The 13,082-nt window shown below is 46.6% G+C and carries 10 protein-coding genes; 7 read left to right on the forward strand and 3 right to left on the reverse strand.

What is annotated here, in order from left to right:
* Window positions 1–53: 53 nt before the first annotated feature.
* Window positions 54–1,652: a putative Ig domain-containing protein gene (locus ACXAD8_RS20835; RefSeq protein ID WP_475232080.1), complete on the reverse strand. Its 1,599-nt coding sequence runs from the start codon at window positions 1,650–1,652 to the stop codon at window positions 54–56.
* A gap of 61 nt (window positions 1,653–1,713) precedes the next feature.
* On the opposite strand from ACXAD8_RS20835, the gene ACXAD8_RS20840 reads away from it, so the two are divergent.
* Both ACXAD8_RS20840 and ACXAD8_RS20845 read left to right on the forward strand, forming a co-directional pair.
* Window positions 1,714–3,234, forward strand: coding sequence for a TolB family protein (locus ACXAD8_RS20840; RefSeq protein WP_475232082.1), 1,521 nt, complete (start codon window positions 1,714–1,716; stop codon window positions 3,232–3,234).
* 187 nt (window positions 3,235–3,421) lie between these two features.
* Entirely contained in the window at window positions 3,422–4,318 is an 897-nt protein-coding gene (locus tag ACXAD8_RS20845) for a S1 family peptidase (protein ID WP_475232083.1), read from the forward strand.
* A 3-nt stretch (window positions 4,319–4,321) separates the two neighbouring features.
* Here the strand turns inward: ACXAD8_RS20845 and ACXAD8_RS20850 are convergent, their stop codons facing one another.
* On the reverse strand, window positions 4,322–4,906 hold the full coding sequence (locus ACXAD8_RS20850) for a DUF6436 domain-containing protein (RefSeq protein ID WP_475232085.1): 585 nt from the start codon (window positions 4,904–4,906) through the stop codon (window positions 4,322–4,324).
* Window positions 4,907–4,992: 86 nt separating this feature from the next.
* Here ACXAD8_RS20850 and ACXAD8_RS20855 point away from each other — a divergent pair, with 86 nt between their 5' ends.
* A complete protein-coding gene (locus ACXAD8_RS20855; protein ID WP_475232087.1) occupies window positions 4,993–6,474 on the forward strand; it encodes a methyl-accepting chemotaxis protein in 1,482 nt (493 codons plus the stop codon).
* A gap of 8 nt (window positions 6,475–6,482) precedes the next feature.
* On the opposite strand, the gene ACXAD8_RS20860 is transcribed toward ACXAD8_RS20855, so the two are convergent.
* Window positions 6,483–6,710: a hypothetical protein gene (locus tag ACXAD8_RS20860; protein WP_475232089.1), complete on the reverse strand. Its 228-nt coding sequence runs from the start codon at window positions 6,708–6,710 to the stop codon at window positions 6,483–6,485.
* Window positions 6,711–7,330: 620 nt separating this feature from the next.
* Between ACXAD8_RS20860 and ACXAD8_RS20865 the strand changes: the two genes are divergently transcribed.
* The 4 genes from ACXAD8_RS20865 to ACXAD8_RS20880 are packed head-to-tail and all read left to right on the forward strand — an operon-like array spanning window position 7,331 to window position 13,080.
* A complete protein-coding gene (locus ACXAD8_RS20865) occupies window positions 7,331–8,209 on the forward strand; it encodes an NAD(P)-dependent oxidoreductase (RefSeq protein ID WP_475232091.1) in 879 nt (292 codons plus the stop codon).
* A 30-nt stretch (window positions 8,210–8,239) separates the two neighbouring features.
* Window positions 8,240–10,492, forward strand: a complete 2,253-nt coding sequence (locus tag ACXAD8_RS20870) for a polysaccharide lyase 6 family protein (RefSeq protein WP_475232093.1) — start codon at window positions 8,240–8,242, stop codon at window positions 10,490–10,492.
* A gap of 12 nt (window positions 10,493–10,504) precedes the next feature.
* Window positions 10,505–12,730 (forward strand): heparinase II/III domain-containing protein, encoded by a 2,226-nt coding sequence (locus tag ACXAD8_RS20875; protein ID WP_475232095.1) that lies wholly within the window; start codon window positions 10,505–10,507, stop codon window positions 12,728–12,730.
* 5 nt (window positions 12,731–12,735) lie between these two features.
* Window positions 12,736–13,080 carry a cupin domain-containing protein gene (locus ACXAD8_RS20880; protein ID WP_475232097.1) on the forward strand — a complete coding sequence of 115 codons (345 nt, stop codon included), beginning with the start codon at window positions 12,736–12,738 and terminating at the stop codon, window positions 13,078–13,080.
* The last annotated feature ends 2 nt before the right edge of the window (window positions 13,081–13,082 follow it).

Here is a 13,082-nt window from a genome sequence, read left to right on the forward strand (position 1 = left end):
CTGACAAACCGGGGGAAATACTTTGGGAGGCCCCAGAGTAAATAGCTATGAAATTACATTTGAACCGTTCCAGAACGGCGACGGAACAAAACTGAAGACATCAACAGTAAGACAGTCATATAGCCAAACGATCCACCAGAACTCCTGCTACTGTCATTAACTACATTATTGTTTCCTGAAGAAGCTGTAGACTGGGCACTGACTGCAATGCTGATAGCGCCAGATACACTGCCACCGGCGGTGTCGGTTACAGTAATCGTAAAATCAAAGTCTCCTACTGTTGCTGCGGTCCCGCTCAGCATCCCTGCTTCACTCAGAGTGAAGTCTTCATGCAAACCTTCGGCGCTGAAGCTGATTGCATCGCCTGTATCCAAATCATCAAATAATTCAGCCAGGTCATGACTAATCTCATCGCCTTGAGTTACAGAGATAGAGGGGAGTGTGGCGCCGCTGACCAAAAATGGCACGTCATTTACGTTAACCACTTCTATGGAAAATGGTCCTAATTGATCGCTGTTGTTGCTGTCCTGACTGCGAATGACGATGCCTTCGTAAACACCTACATCGTCATTGCCTGGTTGTCCGCTGATGCTGCCATCTTGCTCTGAAAATTCTGCCCACTGCGGTACATTTTCAGCACTGAAGTTCACCGCTTCAACATTTCCGGGGTAGTCCAGCTCAGGGGTAAATTGATATTGTTGATCTTGCAATACCGATGCGTCTGGCGTACCTCGCAATACCGGCGTTACGTCGGAGATAAGGGGACGGGTATCTTCGCCATCCAGCAATCCGTCATTATCTGAATCCGGGTTTTGCGGAAAGGTACCAGCGGTATATTCCTGCAGGTTGCTTAGTCCATCATTGTCCGGGTCTTCATTGGCGTCCGGAGTCAGTGGCAGCAAATCATTCGCCACTTCAAAGCCGTCGGGCATTTGGTCGGCATCGGAGTCCGCATTTAAGGGGGCTGTACCATGTTCTATTTCATCACCGTCATTTAGTTCATCGGTATCGGTGTCCGGGTTATTTGGATCCGTCTGGTGAATATCCGCTTCATCTTCATCTGACAAGCCATCACCATCACTGTCCATACCGGATTTATAAAGTCTGAAGATATTGGTGGCACCATAAAGATTGCCTTCACCTTCTGTCACGACGGTTTCGATTTCCTGACCAGCAAGCGTAGCCCGCAGAACTGAGCGTCTCTGGGTGAGCAGCACATGATCATCGCCATCCTGAATAAGCCCGGCAGGTCGAATTGCGGGCATGAATTGCCCGACATAGTCACCCGTTGTGACGTTGTATTCCATAACACTGTCACTGCGCTCAGAAGTGATTAACATGCGATCACCGTCGAACAGAATCGAACGCGGTGCATCCATGCCGTTGTTTCCTGGTGGAATAAACACCTCAGCCGCTTTGGTTTGTAAATGAATGCGAATTACGTTGTCTGAGTCATAGCCAGGTGCATAGAGATAATCGCCGTGGATTGCAATGCCTGAATCAACCCCCAGAATCAGGCCACCGCCGGATTCCAGCAACACATCTTCTATCTGCCAGGTTTCAGGATCAATTTTAACAATGCGGTTCTGACCATAGCTGGCAACGTAGAGCTTTCTGTCAGCATCAAATTCGGCTGCCAGAGGGGTAGACATGAATTCGCCATTGTCATTGTTCAACACTACCTGCGGGTCGTTTAGATTGGCTGGATCCCAGATGACCAGGCTGGCATTTACCGAGCGAAGTCATGGTGTGATGCTGGTGCGTGTTCAGGACGCTAATGGCAGAACCTTGCACACCATTGCCGAGCCGGAAGCCTGGGTGCTATCGCCGGTCTGGTCTCCTGACGAACAGCAAATTGCCGTGGCCGTGGTTAAAGGTGAACAGTGTCAGGTATTGGTGATCACTTTAAGCAGCCTGTTACGGGAAATGAAAACCCCGTGCAGTATGCCTAATACTTCCCCCTTTTTGGATTGGAGCGACGATGGTAAGCAACTGGCATTTGTCGGAAAGAACAGTGAAGAGGATGCCGGGTATCACATCTACAGTTTAAATCTCAGTAGTCAGCAAATAACCCAACTCACCAGATCCGATAACAATACCTTGTTTGATACCCGCCCGCGTTTTTCCCCGGATGGAACTAAAATCGGTTTTATTCGCGGAATAGATGCCGTCAGAAATATCTACATTCAAGACATTGCTCCTGATGCTAAAGCGCAAGCCATCACGCACCACAAGGCCTATTCGCAAAGTTTTGTATGGCTCAAAGACGGTCGTTCAATCATTTATGATGGCAATCCAAAAGGGGATCGCAATCTGTGGTTATGGCGGGAAGGTGTTGATGATAATATCAACTTGGGGGCGCGAAACAGCCAAAATCCATCCATCACCACTGACAACAGCCAACTGGCATTTCAGGAAGTGAACTATCAGGCTAACCTGCTGGCAATTGATCCGACAGATCATTCCTCAGCAATGATTGTCAGCTCTCCCAAATACGACAATCACCCGGCGCTGTCACCAGATGGACAGCTATTGGCTTATAACAGCAATCGCTTTGGCAGGGATGAAATCTGGTTGTACAACTTTGACACAAAGTCAGATCAGAGGTTGCTGGGCATGGACGACGAACACCTGGTTTCGCCTCATTGGTCTGCCGATCAGACGCGGGTGCTGGTGAGTAGCTTTGGCGAAAAGGGCTATTTTTGTTATGAATACGATTTGCAACTGGCGGTGGTTACCCGGATTTCGCCACAGGGATTCAGTATCACTCAGTGCAGTTACGATAAAAGCGGCGCGATTCTGGCGCTCACCCGTGGCGAGCAATCGGGCTTGCTGGTGCGGATAATTGATAATAAAGCCGAACTGCTGAACCAAGAGCTTCGAATTAGCCGGGCAATGGCATTTGATAAACACTCGCTGATATTGTCGCTGGCTGATAAGGATGGTCTGTTTCGCTATGATGTCAGGGACAACAGTATTGCTGACATACTAGCCGATTTTCCCCGTCACAACAGTGGCTCCTGGACCTTAAGTGAAAGCCACCTCTATTACATTAATGCCCGACAGCACAATCAAATTTGGCGTCTTAATCCAGAGACTCAAAAAGCTGAGCAGATGTATGAATCGGTACGTCCGGCAATTTCCGGTAACATCGCCTCAACCTATGATGGACAAAAGTTGGTGTTAAGTGTCACTGGTAATAATCATGGCAATATATTTATTGCCAGGCAGTAGAGGCGCAGGCAAAACTGTCTCTGCGCTGATTCTCAATATTAGCAGTCAGGCTGTGTGTTTGCTGATCTGGAAACATCTGATTCTCAAAACTTGTCGTATTCACAGATACTTACACTTGCTAACAACTCTGCATTGGGGTTACGTGGTAAAACAATTACTAAGTGCAAAGTAAAAAGGAATTAAGATCTTGTTAGGCAATTCAAGTATCGCTAAAACCATTCGCAATAAAACCAAATCATCAGTTTTAAAATCTGCTGTTATTTGTCTTATGAGCGTTCCGCTGCAGAGCCAGGCTATTGTGATCCGCCATGATGTTGCTGATGAGCAATATAACGCCTCGTCATCGGATTTTCCGCCTCTGGCAACCTTGTATTCTATCGGTGTGCACGGCACCTTAGTGCATCCTGAGTGGGTTGTTACTGCGGCACACGCGGTGTTTTGTATGAACCCGGCCCAGAATATTAAGGTGGGAAATGAGCAGGTCAGGGTGGCTGATCGTTATAGTCATCCTGATTATGTATTAGGTGAAGAGCACGATATCGCTTTAATTCGACTGGAAAAGCCGGTGACCTCGGTGGAGCCAGCGGCATTGTTTAAGCAAACCTCTGAAGAGGGCATAGTGACCTGGTTTATTGGGGCTGGTGGCACGGGTACTGGCGATAAAGGCCAAACCATTGGCTACAAGGAAAACCAGGGTAAGCTAAGGAAGGCGCAAAATAAAATTACTAAGGTTACTGATACTGATATCGTTTTTAAGTTCGAAAAAGGTAGCAATGCGCTGCCGCTTGAGGGCGTTTCCGGTAATGGTGACAGCGGTGGTCCTGCCTATGTTCAGGACGGTGATGGATACACAATCCTGGGTGTTAGCTCACGAGCCGATTCCTGGTTTTACGATGTAGGCGAGTACGGCGTAACCGAATTGTACACCCGTGTATCATCCTACTCCGACTGGATTGAGCAGGTCATATCCGCTGAAAATGAAGCTGTAAGAACGCAAATCTCGTCACAGGATCCCTTTCTACAACCTGGTATGGAGCCTGGAAATATGGCAGAGCTGTGTCGCTCTATTGAGGTCAAAAGTTAATAGCTAAGGGTTAGTCTCGCAATAACAGCCGTTGGCATTCAGTGGGATGGTGGCTCCTAAGTATTGTTGTGGTTTGACTGATTGTTTTATAAACGTCTCAACCAGTCCCTGACCGGCGGTGCAAAACAGGCCGGTGGCATAAGGCCCAAGATAGGTTAGTTGACCATCCTGGTCATATACCGCCACAGCCGGTGTTGCGGGGAGTTTTTGGGCGGTATTGGGCATTGCGCTGATATCGAGCGCAATGTTTTCTTTACCTTGTTCGCTGGCCAGTAATTTAACGCTGTGAATGTGGGCCTGTGCAATCCATTCGCAAGTACAGTTACCCTGACTGAAATGCACCACTTTATTTTTCAGATCGCTGACTTCATTGTTTAGCCAGAGGTTAAAGGCTTGATCAAACTCGCTTGCCCCAGAATATTTTATGAATTCCCCGTTTGTATCAAAATCCTGAGTTTTAGAGATAGTAAAAGCAAAAACCAACCCCAGACACAGCACACACCAAAGGGCTACCAGCCAGTAGACAAGTCTGTCTTTCGACGCTAATCCACGGAAGTGACTTACACTTTGGTCTAATGGAGGTTTCAAGGTTTTGATCTACACTCTAAAAAATACAGTATACAACGAATCAAATCTTATCGATTGACAATTCATCCAGACTTCAAAGGCATGCAATGAAAACAGATTATCTCGACCGCGCCAACAAGATTTTTAAGATAGTTTTATTCGGTCAGGCACTGCTTTCTTTTGTTATTGCAGGCTTTACTGACACCTGGGGGGAAGCCGTAATCGGCAGTGCGATTATTATTTCTCTTCCGCTGCTGCTTATATACTCAAGCCCGCATGCAAAGATCACCCGACTCGTTATTGGTATTGCCATCCAGCTATTTGCCGCGCTTCATATTCAACAATCCTATGGTTTGCCAGAGATGCACTTTGAAATATTTGCAGTTATGGCGTTTACCGTGTTGTACCGCGACTGGCAAGTGGTGGCAGCGTCTGTGGCGACGGTGGCGGTACACCATGTATTGTTTTTCCTATTGCAAAGTAGCGGTGCACCGGTTTATATCTTCCTGGCGGAATACGTCAAATTCTACATTTTGCTGATACATGCCGGGTTTGCTGTGGCCGAAGGGGCTGTACTAATTTGGATTTCCAATATCAGTAAACGAGAAGCCGAATTTAGCGACAGCATAATAGAGTCCGTTGAGGAAATGCTGAAAGATGAACGCTATGTTGATTTGACCGTAGAGCTGGACAGAAACAATAAAGATTTGGCTCCTTTTATCAATATGGTCAGTGCCTTCAGAGGCTTATCCAGTGAAGCGAAACAAATCTCTAATCAGGTGGCGGGAATGAGTCATCGGGTCTCAAAAAATACCCGTCATATCAAGGAGTTGTCTGACAGCAACATGGATCAGGTGCATCAGATTGCCTCTGCCACTGAACAACTGGCTGTCACCAATGACGAAGTGTCGCGGCGCACACTGGATGTCAACGCTCTTTCCCATGCCGCTCGTGGTAAAACCGAAACTGCGGCGTCCGCTATTGATAAGGCTGTGTCAGAAGTCAATGTACTCAATAAAGAATTGCGGGAAACAGGGGCTAAGGTTAACCAATTGGCCGAACGCAGTGCCAGAATCGAAACTGTCATGGAGTCCATTCGCTCCATATCTGATCAAACTAACCTGTTGGCTCTTAACGCTGCGATTGAGTCAGCCAGAGCCGGTGAGCACGGGCGTGGCTTTGCGGTGGTAGCTGATGAAGTACGACAGCTTGCCATAAAGACCCGGGAAAACACCGAGTCCATTTCTGATATTACCAGTGGTCTAATTGAAGATGCGGACGCATCCGTTGAAGCCATGACGGCAAGTATCAGTATGGTAGAGAATGTGGTCAATATAGCGTCAGAATCGAAAGATATCATGATAGAAGCCAACCAGGCAATTGATGAACTGGCTGACAATATGGAGTCAGTGGCTGATGCCGTAAAAGAGCAAACCTCGGTTTCTACATCCATTTCGCAATCACTGCAATTGCTGAGTGATAACACTGAAACTCAAAGAAAAGAAGTTCAGGAAAATGCCAACGACATCGACGGTCTGCTGACAAGCGCAAACGGGCTTGAGAAACGTCTGGATAGTTTTAAATGTTAAATCTGACTTTAAGCAGTCGGTTTGTTCTTTAGGAAAGGAATTCTGCCTGCTATCACGATGTAATAGGCAAAGAACCCCAGTAGTGAAAATATCACAGTACTGATACCTATTTCCCGCCATTGAGCGGTGAACAGATTATAAAAGAAAAAACCAATAACCATCAGGGTTGGGCTGGCACACAGCCCAATCATTACCCGAACATTGGGTGGCAGTTTCTTGTTGGTGTCTTGCTTCATTAAACTCTCTTCAGTCCATTTACATATTACCCGGATAGATTACTTTGCTACTGGCATTTTTTCTAGCCTTGTCTTTAGCAATCATTTTTCTACTGGAGTCCAGGTTGATTGACTTACCAGTAACTTAAATTGTTATTACCAGTTCTTACGTTTTCTTGCTCCTTCTTGTCTGGTTTGTTAGTTGTTTAGCTATGCCCATCTGTATTTTGATGTGTTTTCTCAGCACTCAATAAATTTATTTAGATCACTGAGTTTTATTTTTGGTGTCATGTAACTGACTGAAAATAATATAAAAATATCCTAATTAAGTTCTGTTTAAATATTTTGTATAAACACTGTGGTTACAATTGGTAAATAATTGGTTGACAAAATGGTAATACAAAAATAAAGTTTATCTAAAGCTGTTGTGGTTGTTTGCTGTTTATAACCACTTGGCTCTTAACGCAAGATCACATCCCTGAGGTCTGTTGAATTTTGAAGGGAAAGCGTTTTGTAACGGGGGCAGTACATCCCACTATGCGTTGCTGATCTTGGCGAGATTAATCGAATGTCGCGGCTAAACAACGTGCGGCTTTCAGGGTGTTTAACATCACCCGCTACAACTAACTCAGGAGTGATTCATGTCTAAACCAACTATTGGTTTTATCGGTCTGGGCCTTATGGGCGGTAATATGGTGGAAAACCTACAAAACAAAGGTTATGACCTGATTGTTATGGACCTAAACAAAGAAGCGGTTGCCCAATGCGTAGCCAGAGGAGCAAGCACGGCTGAAACGGCTCAGGAGCTGGCCGCTGGCTCAGATATTGTGATGTTGTGTCTGACAACCTCCGACATTGTAGAAAAGGTAGTCTACGGTGAAAATGGTATTTTAGCGGGTATAAAGTCAGGGGCCACGCTTATTGATTTCGGTACGTCTATTCCGGCATCAACCCGTAAAATTGGTGCAGACCTGGCTAAAAAAGGTGTAGGCATGGTAGATGCGCCACTGGGACGCACGCCAGCGCACGCCAAAGACGGGCTGCTGAATATTATGGCCTCAGGAGATATTGATACCTTTAATAAGGTCAAGCCGGTCTTGCAAGACCAGGGCGAAAATGTCTTTTATTTGGGTGCCCTGGGTTCTGGTCACACTACTAAACTGATTAACAATTTTATGGGGATGACCACAGTATGTGCCATGTCCCAGGCGTTTGCTATCGCGGATCGAGCGGGTGTCGATAAACAGCAATTGTTTGACATTATGTCTACCGGACCTTCCAGCTCGCCCTTTATGCAGTTTTGTAAAAACTACGCAGTAGATAGCGTGAGTGATCTGGGCTTCTCTATTTCTAATGCCAACAAAGATCTTCATTATTTTCTGCAAATGTTGTCCGATTTAGGCACTGAGTCAAAAATCGCTGAGGGCTCATCAGGCTACTTACAGGCCGCTTTTGATGAAGGCATGGGGCGCGGTAATGTTCCGGAAATCTTTGATTATTTTTGCAAATTAGAAAAGTAATAAAGTCAATCAGCTTCAGCAGGACAGGTTATGAGAATCTTCGGCGTTTTTTCGGTAATACTGCTCACTATAATAGGGCTAGTAGTCGCCGCTCCACTGTGGGCGAAAGAGTATTTTATTGACAGCCAGCAGGCCTACAGGGATATCAGCAAAGGGTTACAACCCGGCGATGTGATTGTCCTCAAAAGTGGCCGCTGGCAAGATTTTGAAATATTGCTGCAGGGAGAAGGGACCAAAGACGCCCCGATTCACTTAACCGCTGAAACCAAAGGACGGGTGGTTTTATCCGGTCAATCTAATCTGCGGTTGGCGGGCAAGCACCTGCTAGTTTCTGGCCTGGTTTTCCGTGATGGTTATACACCCAGCAGCGCAGTTATTGAGTTTCGACGCAATAAAGAGGAGTTCGCTTACCATTCGCGAGTAACCGAAGTGGTGATCGACAATTACAACAACCTCGATAAGCAGGAATCGGATTATTGGGTGGCTTTGTATGGTCAACACAATCGCTTTGATCACAGTCATTTGGTGGGCAAGCGGAACAAAGGGGTTACGGTGGCTGTCCGGTTAAATCACCCAAACAGTCAGCAAAACCATCACCGCATAGATCACAACTACTTTGGCTATCGCCCCACATTTGGTTCCAACGGTGGGGAAACCTTGCGCATCGGTACCAGTCACTTCTCTCTGACTGACTCGTACACCCTGGTGGAAAACAACTACTTCGAACAAACAAACGGTGAAGTGGAAATTATTTCCGTTAAATCCGGGAAGAATACCTTGCGGGGAAATGTGTTTTATGAAGCGCGCGGCACCTTGACGTTGCGCCACGGCAACGGAAATCTGATCGAAGATAATATCTTTATTGGCAACGGTGTAGCGCACACAGGTGGCATCCGCATCATCAATAAAGATCAGGTAGTGCGCAATAACTATCTGGAGGGACTCACTGGTTATCGTTTTGGCAGTGGCTTTACTATTATGAATGGCGTGCCCGATTCACCCATTAATCGCTACCACCAGGTTGATAATGCCAGGGTTGAAAACAATACTTTTGTCAATGTCAGCCATATTCAGTTGGCGGCGGGTAGCGATGCTGAGCGCAGTGCGGTGCCAATTAACAGCCGCTTCAAAAACAACCTGATTTTTAATCAGGATGGTAAGCAGCCCTTCACCCTGTTTGATGATGTCAGTGGTATCGAATTCTCTGGTAATCTTGCCAATACTCAAGCCCCTGACTCGATTAAAGACGGCATTGCAACCCAAAAGCTGGCGCTGGAGCGCAATAACAACGGCTTGTTGAGTGCAGCATTAAATGTCGGAGCAAAACCAGATTTGGCGCTATTGTCCAGGGATGATACGGGGGTGAAGTGGTACCCGAAAGTACCTGCTCTAATCCCCTTTGATTCTGGGCGTACCATTGAGGTAGAAACCAATGCTGATGCGCTGGTCAGTGCCATAGAACGGGCGCAATCGGGAGATATTCTGATCCTCGCCCCTGGTCAATACGATATTCCCAGACTGATTCCTGTCAGCAAAACTTTGACCATTAAGGCCGCAAAAAATAATGCTACCCGACTAACTTATGAACGCTCTGCACTTTTTGAAATTCGCGATGGTGGCAGTTTGAAGCTGCAGGGCTTAACCATTTCCGGTGAAGCCAGTCCCGACGCTGCAGGAAACGCTGTAGTGCGCACTCAAAAATGGGGTATGGTGGAGAACTATCGCTTTATCATGCGCGATAGCTATATCAAGAACCTGGATATCAATCATTCATTTCACTTTTTTGTCACCGGTAAAGGCGCTTTCGCCGATGAAATTACCCTGGTAAACAATGCCTTTACTAATGTGACTGGCGACATATTGCGTCTGGATTCTGAGATAGAAGATCTGGGGATTTACAATGCTGAATACGTGACACTACAGGATAACCTGTTCGAAGATGTACAAGGTGCCTTACTTAAGCTCTATCGCGGTGGAACTGACGAGAGCACCTTTGGGCCCCATTTGCTGGCAACAGGAAACGAGCTTATCAATGTGGGTAAGGGCAAGCGTAACAAAACTTCGGCGAGCCTGTATTTGCATGGCGTTCAGGTTACTGACGTGGAAAGTAATCAGTGGTTTCGCTCTGCGCCAATAAAAGTGGAGCACACAGTTGGCGAGCCTCAAACGGTGATCACCCAAAACGCCTTCATTGAAACGCCTGCCCCGGCAATAAAAGAGCTAAGGGTTGACGGGCCGCATACGGCGACGGTGGCTGAAAATCAATTTGAAACCAAGAAATAGCAGGGGAAAAGCATGAAGCTCTTGGTAAATTTTCACTGCAAATACGTCATCGCGCTATTAGTGTTGGTATCAGGTGGGCTAACGGCAGTGGTAAGCGCTGTTGAGCACCCTAACCTGGTTATCACTTCAAGTGATGTACAACAGATGCGCTCAGCCATTGCGCAACCCGGACGGTTTTCTGCGGCATTTAAGCAGTTGCAACAGCAGCTTGATGAACAAATGCGTTTACTTGTTGAGGTGCCAGTGCCTCGTGATGGCGGCGGTGGCTATAGTCATGAGCAACACAAGAAAAATTATCAATTGATGTATAACGCAGGTTTGTTGTATCAGTTAACTCAGGAGTCAAAATATGCTGACTTCGTGGCTAACATGTTATTGCGTTACGCACACTTGTATCCCACGTTAGATCTGCACCCGAAGCGAAAAATTGGATTTCAGAATCCAGGCAAGTTGTTTTGGCAAAGCCTCAACGAAGCAATGTGGCTGGTGTACACCATTCAGGCTTACGATTTGGTTTACTCTGGCTTGTCACAACAAGACATCACCACAATAGAACAGCAGCTGTTAGTGCCTGTGGCGCTGTTTTTGTCTGAAGGACAGCCATCTACCTTTAACAAGGTGCACAATCATGGCACCTGGGCAACCGCTGGCGTGGGTATGGCCGGTTATGTTTTGAATAAATCCGAATGGGTAGAAAAGGCACTGCTGGATTTAAATAAATCAGGTAAGGGCGGCTTTTTACGCCAGTTGGATGAACTGTTTTCTCCGGCCGGTTATTACAACGAAGGCCCTTACTATCAACGATTTGCGTTATTGCCCTTTATTACCTTTGCAAAGGCAATAGAAAACAATGAGCCACAGCGAAACATCTTTGCTTATCGCGATGGCATTCTGCTTAAAGCTATCGATACCACTATTCAGCTGAGTTACAACGGATTGTTTTTCCCCATTAACGATGCCATCAAAAGCAAAGGTATAGATACCATTGAGTTGGTGCACGGGGTGACAGTGGCTTACAGCCAGACTCAAGATAGTGGCTATCTGGACATTGCCAGTCAGCAAGGGCAGATCGTATTAACAGGTGATGGCCTCAAGGTGGCACAGGCGCTGGATGCGCAAACGCAAACAGCATATCCCTTCAGGTCTGTCGCTTTTGGCGATGGTGCTCAGGGGCAGCAAGGTGCGCTGGTGGTGATGCGTGAGCAACAGGGCGGTGAGTCAGCTTTGCTATTCAAGCCTGCTGCGCAAGGATTGGGTCATGGTCATTTCGACAAATTAACCTGGCAGTTTTATCACCAGGGGCAAGAAATTGTCTCAGATTACGGTGCTGCACGTTTTTTAAATGTCGAAGCTAAATTTGGTGGTCGCTATCTTCCGGAAAACAACAGTTGGGCGAAGCAAACCGTGGCCCACAATACGGTGGTGGTTGACGAAATCAGCCATTTCAACGCCGATGTTGAGTTGGGCAATCGTTCTCATCCAACTCTGAACTTCTTTGAACATCATCAGCAAGGTTCAGTGGCGATGGCGGAAATTGCCAATGCCTATCCGGATGTGCATTTATCCAGAACAATGGCGCTGGTAAAACTACCCGATACTGATGCTAGTCTGGTGGTAGATCTGTTTGATGTTGTTGCCGATGAAGCAAAACAATTGGATTTGCCGCTGCATTATCAGGGGCAGTTGATTGATAGTAGCTTTACTATTAACAGTCACCAGAATCAGTTAAATGCGCTGGGTGCGGAAAATGGCTATCAGCACTTGTGGTTGAAAGGCGAAGCCACACCTGACGCCGGTTTAGCCAAAGTTACCTGGTTGAATGACAATGGCCGCTTTTACACTCACACCAGCCTTACCACTGGTGAAGAAAACTTTCTGTTCACGCAATTAGGGGCGAATGATCCCAACTTTAATCTGCGCAATGAATCCGCCTTTATACGTCGGGTAAAAGATAAAGTTCAACACCGGTTTGTTTCAGTACTTGAACCTCACGGTGAGTACAACCCGGCGAAAGAATACACACTGCAGGCCGAAAGTTTAGTCACTGGCCTGAGCTATCAACAACAAGAACAACTGGCTTTAGTACAGCTGGACAGAGCGGGGAAATCCTACCTGATTGCCATCAATCAGGCTCCAACTGAACTTAACCAGACACCCATTCATTTTAAATATCTCAATGACAGTTATTCACTTGATAAGCGCTTTGCCGTTTATGTGATTAAAGACCCCCAGGAGTAATCGTTATGCAAAAACAAAGCGCCCATTTTTTATTTGGCAATGAAACCGAAATTGAAGATCTTGGTGGCGGTCTGAAACGTCAGATGTTGGGCTACAATGAAGAGCTGATGGCTGTAAAAGTTTTCTTTGATAAAGGCGCAGAAGGTTACACCCATAAGCACCGTCATTCACAGGTAACCTATGTAGAGGCTGGTGAGTTCCACTTTACTATTGGTGGGGAGATGAAAATTCTAAAACCCGGTGATAGCTGCCTGATTCCGCCTTACGTGGAGCACGGTGCCGTGTGTCCGACTGGTGGCATTTTGATTGATACTTTCAGTCCTGCCCGCGAAGACTTCCTGGAGGAGTAAGA

This window comes from Planctobacterium sp. AWH2_060, assembly GCF_056158425.1.

Bases quoted from the DNA above. Each gene is read 5' to 3' on its own strand.
- ACXAD8_RS20835 (WP_475232080.1), bottom strand. From the start codon at position 1,652: ATGTCTACCCCTCTGGCAGCCGAATTTGATGCTGACAGAAAGCTCTAC.
- ACXAD8_RS20865 (WP_475232091.1), top strand. From the start codon at position 7,331: ATGTCTAAACCAACTATTGGTTTTATCGGTCTGGGCCTTATGGGCGGT.
- ACXAD8_RS20870 (WP_475232093.1), top strand. From the start codon at position 8,240: ATGAGAATCTTCGGCGTTTTTTCGGTAATACTGCTCACTATAATAGGG.
- ACXAD8_RS20840 (WP_475232082.1), top strand. From the start codon at position 1,714: ATGACCAGGCTGGCATTTACCGAGCGAAGTCATGGTGTGATGCTGGTG.
- ACXAD8_RS20855 (WP_475232087.1), top strand. From the start codon at position 4,993: ATGAAAACAGATTATCTCGACCGCGCCAACAAGATTTTTAAGATAGTT.
- ACXAD8_RS20875 (WP_475232095.1), top strand. From the start codon at position 10,505: ATGAAGCTCTTGGTAAATTTTCACTGCAAATACGTCATCGCGCTATTA.
- ACXAD8_RS20880 (WP_475232097.1), top strand. From the start codon at position 12,736: ATGCAAAAACAAAGCGCCCATTTTTTATTTGGCAATGAAACCGAAATT.
- ACXAD8_RS20860 (WP_475232089.1), bottom strand. From the start codon at position 6,710: ATGAAGCAAGACACCAACAAGAAACTGCCACCCAATGTTCGGGTAATG.